The organism is cyanobacterium endosymbiont of Epithemia clementina EcSB, from assembly GCF_029919255.1.
In the GTDB taxonomy this organism is placed as follows: domain Bacteria; phylum Cyanobacteriota; class Cyanobacteriia; order Cyanobacteriales; family Microcystaceae; genus Rippkaea.
This window is the reverse complement of the sequence record NZ_CP123991.1, coordinates 465,044-485,033: the sequence shown is the minus strand read 5'-3', so window position 1 is coordinate 485,033 and position 19,990 is coordinate 465,044. Positions and strand designations below refer to the sequence as shown.

The window sequence follows — 19,990 nt, the reverse complement described above, 5'->3', positions numbered from 1 at the left end:
AACTTATAATGCTTAAAATAATTCAGATAATTCAGAAAAAGAAGAAACTCGGGCGGAGATTTCAATAGTATTATATACTTGACGGTTAGCGCGCATGGTGTTTATTCACTGTTCCCTATTGAATTTGAACAGAACATTGACTCGTTCTTTAATGGCTAGTTTACTAGCACTTATCGGTATCCTCCACGGATGTAATATTGTCCCTACCTTTTCTCGACAAGATCCGTCGTCAACTTCGGAGATCACTGATACCGATATTGTTAATTATGCTAGAACTGTGTTAACTATAGAATCTCAGCGTCAAATCGCATATCAAAAAATTGAAGATATTATTGATGATTTACCCCCAGAAATTGCTTGCAATAGCCCTAAGAGTTTTAGAAAGTTACCTAGCGAAGTACAAAAAATCGCAGTTGATTTTTGTAATAGTTCTAAAACTATTGCTAAAGAAGGTGGATTAACCGCTAGTAAGTTTAATATAATGACCCAAAAAGCACAAGGAGACAAAACTTTAAAACAACAAATACAAAATGCTATGGTTAAGATCCAGCAAGAAAAATAGAGAAATAATTTCATTTTTTTAAAAAGAATGAACTTTGATTCCCAATCCCTAATTAGCTAAATAGAACTCTTCTAAACCGAGTTTAATAAATTAGGAGCTAATGAGTTTTGAAACTATTAAAAGGTCAAGCACTTAAATTCTTAAATACTTTGTAAAGTTAGAAAATTAGCTTTTTTATTGTGATTTTGTCGCAGCTAGACTAAGAGGTACACGTCTGTTTAATTATTTAAAAATATAAAAAGAAAAGCACTCGTTTAGCAAGCTGAAACATACTGTTGTGAAAGCCATCCTGTTATTACTGTTTGCAACAGGAGTCTTTTTCTGCGTTAGAATTTACACTAATAGACTGTATTGACAGTTCCCTGAAACACGTATGGGAGGAGCTCGCATCTTCAGAAGAAATTACTTAAAAGACTAATCGTGATCGCTATGTCTTAGGATATCTAACGGTCAACTATTCCTAGTTTGAGGTTATTAAAGCCATCCGGTAATTAGGTATCGATTATGATTGCAGAGACTATTATTTAAGTTTCTGTTAAGACTGGCTGTAAGCCCCATCAGGAAATCTTACCTAAAGTACTGAATGATTTTAACCTGCTGTCGATGTGTCTCATAACTTGAGAAGCCCCATCGCCACCATTCGAACTAATGTAAAGATGACCTTAGCTTATTTTGAAGCAAATCACAGCGACAGCTTAAAGTAGTAGGATGCTTGACTCAACAGTTAGGAAATATGGTCAGTGATCTTTTATTTTTAGCGCAACTTAGATAAAAAAAAAGATATGACCAACGTCAAGAAAACCAAAGCATCAATAAAAGTGAGACCACAATCAATCAAGCGCGACCGCCTTGTTCGCCTACAAGTTGCTATAGTAAAGGCATCCTAAAATCATTGTAACTCATCTATTTGACCGTTTCTATCGTCTTAACCGGTCCCATATTCATCGAAATTCAAGAGAATCTAGTTTAGGATTACTTATTGTTGAAGCGATTGTCAAAAATTATCAAAGACAGATCACCAGAAAAAGTAGCTTGAGTCAAAGAACAATCCTTACTGTGACATTACCGTTGAATTACTCTAAATCTGATTTAGCAAAAAGCTGAAGGTTTTTTTAAATCTTTTTAAGCGATAATTTAATATCGATATATAACATCAATCTTAGAAGTAAAAAATGTCTAAGCAAACCTGGTTTATGGCTAAATGGCTGTCCTTAGTTTTGGCAACTTTATGTTCAGTGGTTCCCTTAACTGCTTGTGGAGACAATCAAAGGCTTACTCAAACCACTACCGAGAAAGGAAAAACAGATCCTAATAGAAGTCGTCTAGCAATGGTTAAAGAACGAGGAAACCTAATCTGTGGAGTCAATGGAGAAGTTCCAGGGTTTAGCTTTGTCGATGAAAATGGGCAATATTCTGGTTTGGATGTAGACATCTGTCGAGCGATCGCAGCAGCTTTGTTTGATGATCCTTCCAAAGTTGAATACCGTAAGCTTAGCGCACAAGAGCGCTTTACGGCTGTCCAGGCAGGGGAAGTAGATGTTCTCAATCGCAATACCAGCTGGACAGTGAGTCGAGATACCTCAGTAGGTGTGGCATTTGCCCCTATAGTTTTTTATGATGGTCAAGGAATCATGGTGACTAAAGCAAGTGGGGCAACTAAATTAGAAGATTTGGAAGCTAAATCAATTTGTGTTTTAGCCGGAACTACTACAGAACAGAATTTAGCTGATCAGATGCGTAAACGGGGAGTAGAAAACTATAATTCCGTTATTTCTGATGATGTGGACGCTCTTTATGCCGCCTATCAAGAAGGTCGCTGCGAGGCGGTTACTTCAGATCTGTCTCAACTAGTAGCCCGTCGTTCTGTTTTCCCTCAAAAGGATAATCATGTTATGCTAGGGGTTTTTATGTCTAAAGAACCACTTAGTCCAGTTGTCGCCGATGGAGATTCCAATTGGTTTGATGCAGTGAAATGGATTACTTTCGCTACTATGCAAGCAGAGGAATTTGGCATTATGTCCGAAAATATAGGAACCTTTGAATCTAGTGAAGACCCTAATATTAGAAGGTTTTTAGGGTTGGATGATAAATTAGGTGAGGATATGGGATTACCTAATAATTTTGCTTTCCGTATTATTAAGCATGTAGGGAATTACAGCGAAATTTATGAACGAAACATTGGTAAACCATTGAAATTAGATCGAGGACTTAATAAACTTTGGACTGATGGCGGTTTGCTTTATTCTCCACCGTTTCGATAAGGTGTTGTGTATAGTTAAGGGTCAATACTTAATAGCTGATGTCAAAGCTGTTTTACTGTTAACTTCCTAAGTATGAAGTACTATGTTTGAAAGCTACTAGTAACTTTAAAACTATTCACTATTAATTACTAATCACTAACTAAGATGATTGACAAAGAAAAAATACCTTTATGGCGAGACTCTCGTTTTCTTAAAACTTTATTTCAGGTATTTATTGTCCTAATAATAGGACTAACTATACTGACTTTGGGTAATAATTTAATTAACAATTTTAAACGATTAGGATTAAATTTTGGATTATTTTTTTTAATTGATTCTGATCGAACGGCATCTTTTAGTATTTCTGACTCTTTGATTCCCTATAGTTCTACTGATTCCTACGGCAGGGCAATTTTAGTAGGGTTACTCAATTCTCTAAGAGTAATGATCAGTGGTATTATTTTAGCTTTTATTGTCGGTATTACTGTCGGATTAGGAAGAATCTCTGATAATTGGTTAGTCCGTAAAATGGCTTCAATTTACGTAGAAACTTTACGAAACACTCCTTTACTATTACAATTATTTTTTTGGTATTTTGCCGTTTTTTTAAAATTTCCTAAAATTTATGAGCCTGGTAGTTTTTGGGGGTTAATTTTCTTTTCTAATCAAGGAATTTATCTTCCTCGTCCTTTAGGCAATTTACAAACTTTCTTAGTTCTGGTATTTATTGTCTTTAATAGTTTTTTAGCTGGATTAGTTTGGCGTAAGCGAAATCAAATTATAGTTAAATTTGGAAAAAAAGAACGAACTTACCAAGGACTACTGCTAGGGATATTAATCCTTGTTTCATTAACCTTTATCTTTGGCATTAATTGGCAATTGCCTCGATATAACAGTGACATTAATCTCATTCAAGGGGGATTAAATTTGTCCCCTGAATTTACTACATTGTTATTGGGATTAACTTTTTATACGGCAGCCTTTATTGCTGAGATCGTTAGGTCCGGGATTCAATCAGTGTCTACAGGACAATGGGAGGCAGCTAAAGCATTAGGGTTTAACCCAAGTTTAGTAATGCGTTTAGTAATTTTTCCCCAAGCATTACGAGTTATGATTCCGCCATTAACGAGTGAATTTCTTAATTTAGCTAAAAATTCTAGTTTAGCGGTTGCTATTGGCTACAATGATATTTATGCTGTTGCTAATACTGTTTCTAACCAAACTGGAAAGGCAGTAGAAATGTTGTTGGTCGTTATGGTAACTTATCTAGTTTTTAATTTGATTATATCTACAGCGATGAACCGACTTAACGCAACCGTACGGCTTAAAGAACGTTAAAAACTATTCCTGTTCAGTAGTTAGTTAGCTTCAACTATTGTGTCATGGATGCATATAGAGAAGTTCTCTGTATTGTGAGAGTTTTAATAGCAATATACTTAGTTTTAGCCATAGCAACATAGGTATTAGGAGTAGAAAACACGGAAACATCATAAATAATCTCAAACTCCGTTTCCATTAAGAGAATAGTCATCAAGGCAACGGTGATGAGATAACCCCAAAACAGACATCGAAGCTATTTCCTCGTTACTCACCAACCTTTTAAGGTCTATTTTAGCTGCTTCCAGGGATACTTTCTTTATAAGCTTAATAACAGATAGATAATAAGAAAATAAAATGAACTCTCCGGTAGTATCAGTATCAGAGAAACGGATTTTTCTTTCTTTTATAGATATTCATCAAGTCTTTTCTAGTAGTCTTTTGAGCAATCTATCCATAATGGTTCTATTCGATAGAACTCCTAAACAATTTACAATAAATTTCTTATTACCTATTCTTTGATGGAGGTTTTTGTTAAAAATGAGTCAACAATTTAATCATCCAATTGTTGAAGAAAGTTTTGCGATTATTGATCGTGAAATTGGAGATCATAGCCTTAATGAATTTGAATACGCAATCGCTCGTCGTGTTATCCATTCTACGGCAGATTTTGATTTTATTGATTTACTTAAATTTAGTCCTGATGCAATTACTCAAGCCATGAAATCCTTGCCCGAAAAAAGGGTGATTGTAACTGATGTTACAATGGTTAAACAAGGAATCTCTACTTTAGTTAATAAAACGTTTCAAAATCCTATTATTGCTGCTATAGAACAAGTCAACGATGCCCTACCTGGAAAAACTCGTACCGAAACTGGATTATTAAATTGTTTTAACCAATATCCTCAAGCTATTTATGTAATTGGAAATGCCCCCACTGCTTTAATCGCTTTGTGTAAAGAGTTGATCACTTCTAAAGTTAAACCAACCTTGATTATTGGTTGCCCTGTAGGTTTTGTTTCTGTAATTCACTCAAAAGAAATATTAGCTAAAACTAGCATTCCTCAGATTAGAGTTGAAGGTCGTAAAGGAGGATCAACAGTTGCTTCTGCTATTCTCAATACTTTATTGATATTGGCATATCAACAAAATAGTCAATAAATAGATGACCCATACTTTTTGATTTGATTATGATTAAAGTAATAGGAATTGGTTTAGATGGAGCAATAGGACTAACTAAACCAGTCCAAGAAATTGTAAATAAAGCTACATTACTAGTTGGAAGTAAACGGCACTTAAGCTACTTTCCTAACCATACTGCTGAAATTATAGTTATAAAGGACTTACTTGAAGCTATCGAAAAGATTAATAAGGAAAAAGACAATCACAATTATATTGTTATCTTAGTTAGTGGAGATCCATTTTTTTTTGGTTTTGGACGATTATTAGTAGAGTATTTTCCCGTAAAAGATTTAAAGTTTTATCCCCATATAAGTAGTATACAATTGGTATTTAATCGCCTAAAAATTCCCTGGCAAGACACTAAAATTATTAGTGGTCACGGTCGAGAGATAGATAACTTAATTCCCCTATTTAAACAAGGAGTCGACAAGATTGCTATTTTGACAGATTACAACAATAATCCATCAGTAATTGCTCGTCTTTATCTTAGTTTTAATTTACCTTATCATTATGAATTTTGGGTTTGTGAAAATTTAGGAGATTATACTGAAAAGATACAGTCTTTCTCTGCTAAGGAATTGGCAGAAAAAAATCCTGATGTATTTGCATCTCTTAATATTGTTGTTGTTTTACGAAAGCCTTTAAATAACTTTTTAGAAATTGATTTTAATGAATTACCTTTATTCGGCTTGCCGGATCATGTATTTTCTACTTTTAAAGATAGACCAGGATTGATTACAAAACGAGAAATTCGCATTAGCATTCTGGGAGAATTATCCTTACAGAATAAACAAATTGTTTGGGATGTTGGTGCAGGAACAGGGTCTGTATCCGTTGAAATTGCTAGATTATGTCCTAATTCTAAGATCTATGCTCTAGAAAAAACAGCAGTCGGAATTGCATTGATTCAAAAAAATCGCCAGCGTCTTAAAGCTTTTAATGTTGTTCCCATTCATGGAAAAGCCCCAGATATTTTAGCTAATTTACCCCGACCGCATCGCATTTTTATGGGAGGAAGTGGGGGAGACATTATTCCAATTTTAGAAGTCTGTAAAGATAAGTTGGCTGAGGGTGGAATCTTAGTCATGGTATTAGCAACATTGGAAAACTTAGCCATTGCTATAGACTGGTTTAAGAAAAGATCCTGGGATTATCAGCTATTAAACCTACAAGTTTCCCGTTCTGTCTCCGCCGGTAATTTAACCCGCTTTTCTCCCTTAAATCCTATTATGCTATTACGGGCGGCCTCGATGAGGGAAAGAATGTAGGGGATTAATATTTTACCAACATTAAACTGTGAATTTGTGCGGTACAGGTTTCCATAATCAATTAATCAAGGGAACAGACAACAGAGAGTGCTGAAAGGCTTGCACCGGGGGGGTTAACCCACTGTAAATGCTTGTTCCCAAGAGACAGAGATCTTAAACCCATCGGTTGGGAAAGGAAAGGAAATAGTTCCAATAGATTCTAATCATAAGTCAAATTTTTACTATTATCCGTTGCCTGATCTGAAGTTTCCTCTGCCGAAGGGAGATAATTTTAAAATTGTAGTAACTTTAATTTTTGTAGAGGTACTGATATCCGTTAAGGTTTAGGATAAGTTAAGCCTAAAAAAATCCTCAAATCACTGATAATGGGTCAACTGTATAACGCCTTCACATTATTTCTTAGCCTGCTGATAGAAGCTTTTCCCTTTCTTTTATTAGGGGTATTATTATCAAGTAGTCTACTGCTATTGATTGATAAGGAAAAATTAATCGAAACATTGCCTAAAAACCCTTTTTTAGGAGCATTAGCCGGCAGTTGTATTGGTTTTTTATTTCCTGTGTGTGAATGTGGAAACGTTCCAGTAGCGCGACGACTGTTGATGCAGGGAATACCTACCTCGGCAGCTATTAGTTTTTTATTAGCTGCCCCGACCATTAACCCTGTTGTTGTTTGGTCAACCTGGGTAGCTTTTCGGGCACAACCAGAAATTGTCGTTTTTCGGATTGTATTTTCCTTAACCATTGCTGTGATCATGGGCTGTGTTTTCAGCGTCGAAAAAGATTCCCGTCCTCTGTTGCAACCATTTTTAGCCCAACGAGTTACTCGATTACGCCATCAGACAAGTAAAAGAAATTTGTTAACTCAAGAAGGTTTTCGTCAAGATGGCCCAACACTACTGCAGTCAGGAACTTTTTTACTTGATAAACCAGGAAGACCTCTATCAATCGAGGGAATGGCTGCTTCTGCTATTCCCTTATCCACAAACCTGACTCCAAACTCAAACCAACGACTTAAATTAGTTTTGGATAATGTCATACAAGAATTAAGAGAATTGGGAGGAATGTTGATTTTAGGGAGTGCGATTGCTGCTTGTTTACAGGTCTTTGTTCCCCGTGAAATTATTCTTAACTTAGGTCGAGGAACCATTAGTTCTATCATAGCTATGATGCTCTTAGCGGCAATTGTGTCTATTTGTTCAACAGTAGATTCCTTTTTTGCCCTTTCCTTTGCGTCCACCTTTACGACAAGTTCTTTGCTAGCGTTTTTGGTCTTTGGCCCCATGATTGATATTAAAGCAATTGGCTTGATGCTTTCAATCTTTAAACCCAGAATGTTGATTTATTTATTTGTCTTAATTGCTCAATTAACCTTTATCCTAGCCTTATATCATAGTTATTTCTTCTAAAATAAAAGCAGTGCCTAATCAGGTAATACTAAATTATAATAATGACTTTTCTTTCAAAATTACAATCTTTCCTAAAATGTCTTCTACCAGGGTTAGATGTTTTAGCCTTACTGTCTTGGGCAATTTTATTGTTTAAATATTGGGTAACTGGTCAGTTAAAGTTATTGATTCACCCTAATTACTTTTGGCTGGTTTTTGTCACCAGCATTATTCTCTTGGTGCTAACTGGGCTCAAAACCTCGCAATTAATCAAAAATACACGCATAAAAACCACTAATTTAGTAGATTTTGAGTCCGTTCAACATATTACTTTATTTCCCCCTGGGTGGAGCAGTGGTTTGTTAATTGTTACAGCGATCGCTGGACTGGTGATTCCTCCAACCATTTTCAACAGTCAAATGGCACTACAAAGGGGAATTTCTGAGTCTTTACCCATTACCCAAACCCCAACCCAAACCTTTAGAGCTACTTTGAAACCAGAGGAAAGATCTCTCATAGAATGGATTCGTACCTTGAATGCTTATCCTGAACCTGATGCCTATGAAGGACAAAAGGCCAAAGTCACAGGATTTGTAGTTCACTCCCCCATTCTACCTAACAATTATATTTTTCTAAGTCGTTTTATTATTACTTGTTGTGCAGTAGATGCTTATCCGGTAGGGTTGCCTTTAAAATTAGAGGGTGATCGTAGTGCTTATCCTCCTGATACTTGGTTAGAAGTAGAAGCACTAATGATGACAGAAACTCTCAAAGTTGATACGCAAACCATGAAAGAGACCCCTACAGAAAAACGTCAATTGGTGTTAGAAGCTACGTCTATTAAGACCATTCCAACTCCTGATTCTCCTTATGAATATTAAACTGAATTACAATTTTTTTGAGAAGAAGTTAATTGTTGTTTGACCATGTTCTTATGAAGAAGCTAGCATTGCGACCTATTGACAAAATTTCTTTATTTATAATGGCAGCTTTAATGTTTGTAATTGGAGGTTCTGTCATAGGAGAAAAAAACTGTGGAAGTCAATGTTTTTTAAGAAAAGGACCTCGAGTAAAAAGTTTGACATGGCAAGATAAGCAGATTGGGGCAAAAGATCGAGCATTTATTTTAACCTTTGATCGTCCGATGGATACCGTTAGTGTCGAAAAGAATTTAGTGATTGATCCTCCTGTTCCTGGTAAATTTAGTTGGGCTGGACGACGACTGGCTTACACCTTAAAAAATCCAGTTCCTTACGGACAAACCTATCAAATCCATCTTTCTGGAGCCAGGGAACGGTTTAGACAACAAGGACAACCGGGGGAAGTAATGGAACCATTTCTGGGAGAGTTTGAAAGTCGCGATCGCGCTTTAGCTTACATTGGAACTCAAGGGGAAGAAGAAGGAAGACTAATTTTTTATAATTTAACTCGACAGAATAAGCGAATTCTGACTCCTGGAGAGCTAGTTGTCATTGACTTTGAATTTTATCCACAAGGTAACCACATCCTCTTTTCTGCTGCACCTCAAGGGCGAGGAATTGAGGGATTACGAGAATTGCAACTGTATAAGGTGACAACAGGAGTTGATAATGGGGTGGACAACCCCAAGGCTAACCAACCAGGGAAAATAGAACTGATACTTGATAATGAAGACTATCAAAATAACCAATTTGATTTGTCAGATAATGGCAAAATCATTGTAATACAACGAATTAACCGCCACAATCCGGCAGATTTCGACCTATGGATGCTGAAATCTGGGGACAAACCGGAACGGTTAAAAGTAACGGGGGGGGAGTTTTCCATTACTCCTGATAGTCAAACGTTAGCAGTAGCTAGAGGAGAAGGAATTGGAATTTTACCCTTAGAACCTCGAGCTGAACCCTTGGATTTTTTACCAAAATTCGGTCAATTACTCAATTTTGCTCCTAATGGTTCAGCGGCAGCTATGGTAGATTTTAATACAGATGATGCTAATTTGCGTTACATGAGATCACTTTTTTATGTGAATAATCAAGGGGTACAAAAAGAACTCCTAACAACTCAAGGATCTATTATTGATTGTCAGTTTAATTTAAAGGGAACTATTCTTTATTGTTTACTAACCGAATTGGTAAATACTAACGAATATAAAGAACAACCTTATTTTGCTAAGTTTGATCTTAAAAAAGGAGCGATGGTACCTTTGGCAACTTTATCCGGTAATCAGGACATAAAAATTAGTTTATCTCCCGACGGTTTAGCTCTTGTATTTGATCAGGTTATAACTAGTGACAATCCCCTTTTTAATAATAAATTAACTAGTAATTCAGGAGAAGCAATTATCGGTGGACAATTATGGCTACTGATTCCACCAATACAGAATACTTCGAATACTCAAGTGGAACTGAAAGAATTACCTCTAATCGGATTTCATCCTCAATGGTTGCCTTGATTTTTTAACTCTAACTTTTCACTTTGACTCAGAAGATACTAGTCAATAAAGCTCTCCTAAATTAGATGCAATAAGTTCATATGGAGAAATACTAGCTTAATAAAACTCTTCTAAGAGTATCAAAGTTAGTTCAGCCATAAGCTTATCTGTATAATCAATTTAATTTTGTAATTAATATTTTCTACTACTCCTTGGAAAGGTCGATTGTCAGAATAAATTAAACTTAATTATTTTGTATTTACTTTTGGTACTTAATGCCATAAAGTTTCTTTTGTAAATAGTTTGATCAATGTATAAATATATGACTATTTATAGTTCTATCCTACTCAGAAAAATTGAAATAACATATATCTATTTCGGCCTCTAAATGTGTGTTTTTTTGTCCTTTAAACTTTTTTAAAATTTTTAATAAAAATTAAGACTGAATATTAGGACTATTAAACTTAACTAATCAGTGTCAAAAAACTTATTTATTGTAGCAATATAAAGGTGAAAGAATTAGGCTAGAAGTTGGATTAAAGAATTTATTGTCTATCTTTACTAAGGGACAACTTTGGGAACGAGAAAAAGTACTAATAATAAATTGAAGTTGATTAAAAGGAGAGTTTTTGTAGTTTAAAATAAAGTTTATTTTAAACTACAAAATTAATTGACTTGACAATTTACTATTCAATTTTATATTACCAGTTCGCTAGAATTATCAATATTGACTATATTACAAAAATAGTCAATATTACAGAGATATAAATTGTCTTAATTCCTGTTAATAAACCCTGTTTATTAACAGGAATTTCTATATAAGTATCAGGACTAGCAATTTTAATAAAGGTTTTATTTTTTTATATTTTGTATATCCAGGAAATAAAACTATCTGAATATAATCCAGAATCAAATTGATACATTACATCAGCTTGATTCTTAATTTTACCTTTTTAAATCAGATCGAAAGCAATGCTACTAGAAAAAGTATTCTGTTATCATTAAAATTTTCTTAATAAAGAGAACCACATTGCCAATCCTGTGTGTAGTTTTATTGTTTAATCTATTATTAACTGTTAATAGTTTATGACTTTTTTTAAAAAAATTAAAATTAGAAACACTATTAATCTTGCAATTGTATAATTGTATATAGTTATATGTTCTAACAACATGAGTAATTTTTTAGAAATTTATCCTATTGGAATATTTTATACAGGCAATTAACTTGCAAGTAATTACTGAAGTTCAATCAACAAAAATATGTTAACAATGCTTATCTAAGGACTAAAATCTTTGGAGATGTTAAGCATTGAGTAAAGCTTCAACAAATTCGTAACTAGAAAAAGGCCGTAAGTCTTCAATTTCTTCTCCTGCACTTATAAAACGAATAGGTAAATTAAGTTTTTGAGAAACAGCCAAAGCTACTCCACCTTTAGCGGTTCCATCTAACTTAGTTAAAACTACTCCCGTTAAGTTAGCTGATTGTGAAAAAACTTCAGCTTGGCGTAGTCCATTCTGTCCTAAAGTAGCATCAAGAACTAGTAAAGCTTCAACTTGGGCATTAGGAGCTTTTTTGTCAATAATTCGTCTAATTTTAGACAATTCTTCCATCAGATTCTTTTTATTTTGTAACCGTCCTGCCGTATCCACCAACAAGAGTTCTGTCTTGCGAGATTGGGCAGCTGCAATGCTGTCAAACACTACTGCCGCCGGATCAGTATTTTTGCCTGGGTTGGCAATTACTAGAGTATTACTCCTGTGTCCCCATACTTTTACCTGTTCCACGGCTGCTGCTCGAAAAGTATCGGCTGCCGCAATTATACAGCTATAACCGGATTGTTTAGATAAATGGGCGAGTTTTCCAATGGTGGTTGTTTTCCCAGCACCATTAACCCCTGTCATTAACCAAATATTGAGGGTATCTTTTTGAGGAGCAAACCCTGGATTCTTTATCTGTTTTAAGGGAGCATCAAGAATATCGCGTAGAATTTCTTTAAGATAGGCAATCGCCTGTTCGGGGGGTAATGTCTCTTCGCGAAGTCTACTTTGTAAACTTGTAATAATATGGTCAGTAGCTTCTAACCCTACGTCCGCTTGTAGCAACAGAGCTTCAATTTCTGTCACCGCATCCTGGTTGAGGGGGCCTTGACCAACAACCGCTTTAAGTTTATTAACTAACCCTCGACGGGTTTTACCGAGTCCTTGACGCAGTCGTTTTAACCAGCTGATCTCTTCGGCAGAAATATCTTTAGGTGCACGGCCTTGAGCCGCAAGAACTTTGACTGACCAGACAAATTCTTCATCAAAGGCTAACCCTGATTCTTCTCCCTTTTCTGTCTCTATCGCTGTTTCCTTAAGGATTTCTAGTCGATCAGATTTATGCATCCAAACAGGCGTAGTTTTTTCTTCAATAGAAGCAGGTTCTTCCCCAACTTCTTGTGCTGAGGGTTTAGGAGTTTCAATGGTAGTAGTTACCTTGATGGGAACGAATTCCTCAAAGACTTCTGAGGCTGGAGTCTTAGGAGTTTTTGAATTCTCAGTTTTTTTTGTTTTTTCTTGTTGTAAATCAGCTTCAGTTTCAAGCGTTTCTGGAGTTTTTTCTGATTGAGACTCTCCCTTGCGCTGTTGAATGTTTTTATAAGCTAACTTAGCCCAAGTCAAATAATCCTCTTGACTGGACTGGGATGTTTGTTCTGGGATTTGTTTTTGGGTTTGTGAAGAATCAGAAGGAGTTTTTTCTTCAACAGGTTTTGATTCTGGAGATTTAGCAGACGTTTCAACTTGACGGGAAAACCAATTAAACATAAGAGTGTTTTTAACAAAAGTTGAGTTATATGTTCAAACCATTTTAACAGAAATTTCAGGATAAGTTAATCAACAAAACCCTGTTGCTAGACGATACTAACCTTTCGTTTAATCTGGTTAGGAGACTTATAATTTAATATAAACTTTGACACAGTAGATAACTATAACTAAAGAATAATTCTGTCAGAAAAACCTTAATATTTTATCCATATATAACGAAACGCAGATTTTCTATTTAGTAATGTCGGATTAGAAACTGTCACTACTATGATTCTCAATTGTTGTAATGTTCAATCTAGCTTAGGAGAAGTAATAAGGAATAGCTTACGTTTTTAGTGAAAGTTGCTACAAGTTGGACTAAGTCTCTCCATACAATTTTGGAGAGCTTGAACAGTTCGCAATCGAGTTTTGGATATAATAAAAGACAGTTTACGATTGCTGCCTATTGCCTATGTAGGGATAGAAATTGTAGCAGGGTTATAGGTTCCCGATGCGGTACAAAAAGATCCCGTTGAATGTAGATTTACAGCAAGTCATTATTACATAGGCACATAGGCAACAATCTAGTTTTAGGGTTTGAGGAGTCTATGCCTTTCGGGTTAAATTCTCAACAATAGAGTTCTTGGCTGTATCATGCGAGCGGACTCGAAGTTATGCACAGGCTTTGTGCTGATTTTAATGTGATTAATTTCCCTCTTGGCAACATGGTGGCACAAATGGGGGATAGTTTAAAACAGAAGTTAATTCTATAAGAAATATCAAAGAGTTAAAAATGCATGTTCCTGGGTAAAGAGGTGAGATGATGTCTCGTTTTGGGGTTGATATTTGAGTCTTACTAGAAATAATTTTCCTAGCTCTAGATACGGAGGTGATCTATAAAGTAAAAGAAATAGGACTTAATTAAGGGTAAAAAAATAGGCTGAAATTAAAGTTTACTCTCATTATTATCCAGGATGGTGGAAACCTGAAACAATTTTAGAAATTCAAATCAATGAAACTGTCTGAGGTAAGTTACAGAAAAAAACATCAATAAATTATTGAAATAGAAACTTGCTATGCAAAAACTAAAATTACTTTTCAATCTATCCCTCGAAGTGGCATTAAAATTAATTCCCCATTCTAATGATATTTATAAGCAAAAGATGAGTGATTACATAGATTGTAAACGAGTTTATAAGTTTTAGAATGAGCTTATAAAATAAGTGGATGCAATGAAATACTTTGAATAATTGAAGTCATGCTAATTTTACAGCCAAAAACTTAGGATTATAAAAAATAAGAAGCATAGATGGTCTTAACGATCACAAGTGAACTGAGAGCTAAGGCAGATGAATTATAGCTCTTATTTTAAAAGAATAGTTGTAACTCACCTCTCAGCAGTGGTTGAAAGAATTTACTGTTTTTTCTCTATAAAACACTTAAATGGTTTAAAGTTAGCTAAAGAAAGAAAGCTAAAAGTCGAGAAAAACCTATCCGAGATAACATAGATTTGAGAAACAAGGGGGAAGATGGTCTTTTTATAACCGTCAGAGTAGGGATAAAATTGTGTTGAAAGCCCAAAAACTTAAATCAGGAATTCTTTGCCAGAAAAAATATAGATATGTGGATAAAGTATTTACATTAATTTTAGTGAATTCACCGTTTAAGAGATTGCTTGAAAATCTAACTATTTTTTTTAATGAAACTTAAATTTAATTATGTTTATTTTCTATTCATGACTTTATTATAGGAATACATGAAAAACTATTTTTTGAATAAAAGAACTGATTAATTTCCAAAGATAATATTTATAGTTTTATCAAAATTTAAAAAACAAAGATCTTCTATATTTACCTTTTTAAGATAAATATTATTTAATGATTATCGTTTCCGAATAAAAAAAATTAAAATTAAAAAAAATAATACAATAAGTAGTTACTATTTATCTAGTAGCAGTTAGTATTATGGTCAGATACTTACAGTCAGATGCTTACGCTTTAAGCGATAACAAAAATATTTTTTTCGAGTTTAGAAAGAAAAATAGCTTTATTGAATTTATGTTCTTCCTGAAGATAAATTACGAAAAGATAGTATCTTTAAAATATGTCGTAATAATGAAACTATAAAATTACTAAAGAGTGTAAATTTTAACAATGATGACTCTTCAGATATTCTGTTTACAGATAGAATAAATACTATCTCTATTTATCTATTGCCAATGAATTAATTTTATTTAAAAGCTTTTAAAGCTGTTGGCTTAGTTATTAGTAAATCAGAAAAAACAAGTACATATACAAGTCTTATATATAAGACATAAAACTAATATTTCTATATTTAGAGTTAAAGATTAGTAAATTTTGCTAATCTTTAACTCTAAATATAGAAATATAAATTGCTTACCCAAACAATATCTGCATTGGATAATTATCAGCTATTAAAAGGGGCTATCCGAATTTTAATTAATAACTAATATTAATGTTTAACACCAAAAACTAACAATTATAACTTTTCAAGTTTTCTGAAAAAAACCGCTTTATTATTCATAATATCGCTTTTATTTACCCTATATTTCCTGTAATAAAAAAACCTTTCAGATTATCAAAGCTCAAGTTGATACCTTTAAAGCTCACGATGGAACCATTATTGATCGTCATGACTATGACGAAGTGCAAACTTGTAATCATCTAGTAGATGTATTGCTACGAAAAGTAGAGTTAAATTTAACTCAACCCCTTAACCTAGTATTTTTCCTCGACTATTAGAACTTTCCAGTAAGCTCGTTTTTCTTTAGTTGCTCTAGTACAGTAACGAGCCATGGCTAGATAAACTTCAATTTTGTCAGTTACAACTAGGTCTAAAAATTTAAGTGATCCAAGTCTAGTCAAATATTCCCTTATCCGAGAAAGACCTCTATTTCTGTAAGCTTTCAAGAGATTCAAGATTTTCTTCATGTTAATTTAAGTTTTTGGACTAAATAATGCATAGGAGGTATATTACTTTTAACACTTATTTTTTTGTACAAATGAGTACTTAGTTCTTGTAGAATGGCATTGTTATCTTCTTCTAGAAAGTGTTCTACAATATTAGACTGTTTTGCTTCAATGCATAAATCCTAATAACTTAATAAGTGTCGATTCTATCCCCTTCGTAAGCTACGTTAACATGGGAGATAATCAATTATCAAAGATAATAAATAAAAGGCTAAAGTTAGCATAATAATTATTATTACGTTAACTGTTTCTATTATTAAGCTACAGCAAGCTTATTTTGGAGGACTAACTTAAAGACTATGGCAATATCCTAACTAATTTGTTTCCGTAACTATTAGTTTAATAATATTATTTATCTTATGCTGATAAGATAGTAGTAATATAAAATATTATCAGTGTTTTAAAAAAGTAATTTTTCCAATTTGATTCAGAAATTATTACTCCTGAGTAAAAAATAATAATTGTCTACATAAAACAATTAGCTTCAAATTTAGATTTAAGCTAATATTTGCAATGAAATCTACTTTCTTATCTATTTACTCTTTAGCACAAAAATAAATTGACAGTAGTATGTAGATACTTTAACTCATTTAAGTTATCCTTAAGAGGATTGATATTTATTAAACCTCTTAAGGATAACTCTGTGACAATAGAAAATATACAACAATTTTTTTGATAAAAATTACTTAAATAATCTTAATTAAGTATAAATAGCTAAAATATATCATTTACTAACACAAGATAAAATTTGAGCGTAATAAGTAACAGTAATTTATTTTTTAAAAAATAAGTACTTATATACTATTAACTATCCTATTTCTTTATATAAAGAATATCTAAAGTATCCAGCATACAGAAAGAATAAAGTTATTCAAAGGTTAGTCATAATCTCCAAGTACTAACCATAAAAAAGGTTATGTTAGAGATTGATACTTATAAAAAAAAGTAGGGTTATGACAATAGTATTCAATAACTGTATCTGTTTTGTAGTAAAAATTTGATACTGAAGGCTAAGACAGTAATTAATTGATTAACAACTTACCATGATATTTCCACGACAAAGAGTATAATTAACGTAAAATAGCAACTAATTTTACTCATGATCATCTTAAAATCGCGAATTTTACTTTTTCTAAAAAAAGGTTATTTCTCCTCGCGTCCTCCACTCTCCATTTATCCTTTAAACTAAAAGAAACGTAAATCAAAACTAGCTACGACTGCCTATATGAATGAGATTAGCACCTACAAAAATCAACTAACAGAAATCATTTCCCGTTACCGCGATAACGTGGATTTTTTAGCAATCCGGGTCGAATACTCTGAAGAGACAAATATTATATTGCGAGGAAATAAAATAGACACTCTGAGTGAAGGTATTGCCAGTGGAGGTCAAGTCAGAGCCTGTTACAGAGGGGGATGGGGTTTTGCCACCTTTAATGAATTATCAACTCTAAACCAGCGAGTGGAAGAGGCGGTCGCAGCAGCACGTTTGGTGGGGGATGAGAAAACTCAATTAGCTCCCATTGAATCCGTCCAGACTGACTGTCAGTTACCTTTAACCGGAACTGATCCTCGTCAGATTCCCTTAGCACAAAAAAAAGCCCTGTGTGACCATTACAACGCAATCCTCTGCAGTTTGAGTAACCAAATTACGACTACCTCAGTCAGCTATAAGGATAGTAGCCAAAAAATTTTTTTGGCTACCTCTGAAGGTACATTGATTAAACAGTCTTGGGCAGATTTGGAAATGCGGTTTTCAGCTACGGCTAGAAGTGGCGAAACCTTACAAACAGGACGGGAAACCATAGGATCTCGTCGGGGGTATGAAGATTTGATAGGTTTGGAGCAACAGATACAGGGAGCAGCCCAACGCGCGCTGAATGCTCTGGTTTTGCCTCCTGTGAAAGGAAATAACTATACAGTTGTAGTCGACCCTGTTCTTACAGGTTTGTTTGTTCATGAGGCATTTGGCCACCTTTCTGAAGCGGATATGTTATACGACAATCCCGAGCTTTTAGAGTTGATGAGTATGGGGAGACGATTTGGCCCTGAGATTCTGCAAATTTTTGATGGGGCTGCTCCCCAAGGCCACAGAGGGAGTTATTTTTATGATGATGAAGGAGTTCCTGCAACCAAAACTCAATTAATTCATAATGGGATTTTGGTTGGACGGTTACATTCACGGGAAACCGCCGGAAAATTAAACGAACGGCCTACTGGAAATGCCCGTTGTTTGAACTATCATTATCCTCCTTTAGTACGAATGACAAACACTTGGATCGAACGCGGAGAAACTCCAGTAGAAGATTTATTCACGGATATTCAAGAGGGGATTTATGCCAAAAATTGGTTAGGGGGAATGACAAATGGGGAGATGTTTACTTTTAGTGCAGGGGAAGCTTGGATGATTCGGAATGGAAAGCTAGCTGAGCCTGTCAGAGATGTGACTTTATCAGGGAATGTGTTTAAAACACTAGGTAATATTGAGGCGATCGGGGATGATTTTTATTGGGATGAATCAGGAGGCTGTGGTAAAGGAGGACAAAGTGGTCTAGCCGTTGGTTGTGGGGGACCAAGTCTACGGATTAAAGAGGTTATGGTAGGGGGAGAAGCAGTTTAATATATATAAGATTAATTAATCTATGATTAGAATATTTAGCATTTGGGTTAAATAACTAATTTAAGAAAATAAATATATCCCTCAGAGATAAAAGAATAATTTAAATATAAAATCGTAGTTACTATTGGTTATTTAATAATATATTAAACCGCAAATGTAACTGTCAAACATCCAATTTTAAAACTAGTTAATCATTAAACTAGGTTAGTATTATAACTTTTAGTAAAAGCAGGCAGTAATGATAACAAAATTAATATCAATATTGATAACATTTTAAAAAAATATTAGTAACTAATTAATTTGTTGTTCTTAGTTTTTGCATCAACTAAACTCTATATAAACGTTGTTGCTCAATAAAATTTCATAAACTAAGGTAGTAATAGATAGGCTTCATGTGATGAAAAAACTTAATACTCAAAAAACTTAATACTCAATGAGATAATTGTAAAAACAACTTAAATGAGAGGGTAAATAGCTTAAGAAGCTAGTCAAAAATCAAAAATCATGTAGCGATCAAACAGGAGTCAGTATGTTTTACTTGAAAATAAAAAAGATTTAAGTAAAAAAACAAAAGTTAAATTAATTGGGTGTATAAAACATCACCAGTTCTCTCAAAAATATACCAATCTTAAAAAAGATAAATTTAGAACAGTTTTGAGAAAAATTTGACTATATGTCAGGACTATTAGTTATTTTTTTTTACTTTTAACTCTGAATTGTATTGACTTGGTATTTACTAGTTAAATCTAGATTATAAGTTCGATAAGAATTTTTATTCTGTTACCATTTACCATGGTAATTTTAAATATATAAAAATAAAAAGTAGTGAAAATATTACATCTTTACACAGATAAAAAACGCAAATTAGCTAACTTTAATAAAAGAAACTAATATTGCTTTTATCAAAAAAATGACGGACTTATAGAATATATAAAAAGCATATACTAAAAACTTCGCAATTAATTTTTCAAGAAAAAAATAAAACAATATAGTATTCTCTTCAAGAATAACAATGAAATAACAAAGTTAAAAATAAAAAATATTGTGGGTAGTATTATGGGTGAGTTCACGCTAAAAAATGTAGCATCTATCATAGAATTTTTTTGTTCTCAGATAGTAGTCAAAGTCATCTAATTTAACATTACTGTACTGTTTGTTATGACATTAACTCGGCTAGACTAGAAAATCTAGACTTAATTATTAATCTATACTTATTATTAATTAAATTA

Annotated in this window: 12 protein-coding genes; 10 read left to right on the top strand and 2 right to left on the bottom strand. The window is 33.6% G+C overall.

All coding sequences use genetic code 11. The features are described from left to right. The first annotated feature begins 136 nt into the window (after window positions 1-136). The 4 genes from P3F56_RS01535 to P3F56_RS01525 all read left to right on the top strand — a co-directional run bounded on the left by P3F56_RS01535 (window position 137) and on the right by P3F56_RS01525 (window position 4,140). A complete protein-coding gene (locus P3F56_RS01535) occupies window positions 137-562 on the top strand; it encodes a DUF4168 domain-containing protein (RefSeq protein WP_281153004.1) in 426 nt (141 codons plus the stop codon). Between the two features lie 888 nt (window positions 563-1,450). Then, window positions 1,451-1,666 carry an ATP-binding protein gene (locus tag P3F56_RS10395; protein WP_405054772.1) on the top strand — a complete coding sequence of 72 codons (216 nt, stop codon included), beginning with the start codon at window positions 1,451-1,453 and terminating at the stop codon, window positions 1,664-1,666. 89 nt (window positions 1,667-1,755) lie between these two features. Continuing rightward, window positions 1,756-2,823 carry an amino acid ABC transporter substrate-binding protein gene (locus tag P3F56_RS01530; protein WP_281153676.1) on the top strand — a complete coding sequence of 356 codons (1,068 nt, stop codon included), beginning with the start codon at window positions 1,756-1,758 and terminating at the stop codon, window positions 2,821-2,823. A 144-nt stretch (window positions 2,824-2,967) separates the two neighbouring features. Further along, a complete protein-coding gene (locus P3F56_RS01525) occupies window positions 2,968-4,140 on the top strand; it encodes an amino acid ABC transporter permease (RefSeq protein ID WP_281153003.1) in 1,173 nt (390 codons plus the stop codon). Between the two features lie 34 nt (window positions 4,141-4,174). Here P3F56_RS01525 and P3F56_RS01520 read toward each other — a convergent pair whose 3' ends face one another. Further along, window positions 4,175-4,333, bottom strand: a complete 159-nt coding sequence (locus tag P3F56_RS01520; RefSeq protein WP_281153002.1) for a hypothetical protein — start codon at window positions 4,331-4,333, stop codon at window positions 4,175-4,177. A 326-nt stretch (window positions 4,334-4,659) separates the two neighbouring features. Between P3F56_RS01520 and P3F56_RS01515 the strand changes: the two genes are divergently transcribed. The 5 genes from P3F56_RS01515 (at window position 4,660) to P3F56_RS01495 (ending at window position 10,388) form a co-directional block, all read left to right on the top strand. Beyond that, complete coding sequence (locus P3F56_RS01515) at window positions 4,660-5,280, top strand: cobalt-precorrin-8X methylmutase (protein WP_281153001.1); 621 nt, start codon at window positions 4,660-4,662, stop codon at window positions 5,278-5,280. Window positions 5,281-5,309: 29 nt separating this feature from the next. Then, window positions 5,310-6,569: a precorrin-6y C5,15-methyltransferase (decarboxylating) subunit CbiE gene (cbiE, locus tag P3F56_RS01510; RefSeq protein WP_281153000.1), complete on the top strand. Its 1,260-nt coding sequence runs from the start codon at window positions 5,310-5,312 to the stop codon at window positions 6,567-6,569. A 365-nt stretch (window positions 6,570-6,934) separates the two neighbouring features. Beyond that, complete coding sequence (locus tag P3F56_RS01505; protein WP_281152999.1) at window positions 6,935-7,975, top strand: permease; 1,041 nt, start codon at window positions 6,935-6,937, stop codon at window positions 7,973-7,975. 41 nt (window positions 7,976-8,016) lie between these two features. Then, window positions 8,017-8,835, top strand: coding sequence for a TIGR03943 family putative permease subunit (locus tag P3F56_RS01500; protein ID WP_281152998.1), 819 nt, complete (start codon window positions 8,017-8,019; stop codon window positions 8,833-8,835). A gap of 53 nt (window positions 8,836-8,888) precedes the next feature. Further along, complete coding sequence (locus P3F56_RS01495; RefSeq protein ID WP_281152997.1) at window positions 8,889-10,388, top strand: Ig-like domain-containing protein; 1,500 nt, start codon at window positions 8,889-8,891, stop codon at window positions 10,386-10,388. Between the two features lie 1,281 nt (window positions 10,389-11,669). Here the strand turns inward: P3F56_RS01495 and ftsY are convergent. Then, a complete protein-coding gene (gene ftsY, locus P3F56_RS01490) occupies window positions 11,670-13,172 on the bottom strand; it encodes a signal recognition particle-docking protein FtsY (protein ID WP_281152996.1) in 1,503 nt (500 codons plus the stop codon). A 4,194-nt stretch (window positions 13,173-17,366) separates the two neighbouring features. Between ftsY and P3F56_RS01485 the strand changes: the two genes are divergently transcribed. Next, window positions 17,367-18,761 carry a TldD/PmbA family protein gene (locus P3F56_RS01485; protein ID WP_281152995.1) on the top strand — a complete coding sequence of 465 codons (1,395 nt, stop codon included), beginning with the start codon at window positions 17,367-17,369 and terminating at the stop codon, window positions 18,759-18,761. Window positions 18,762-19,990 lie beyond the last annotated feature (1,229 nt).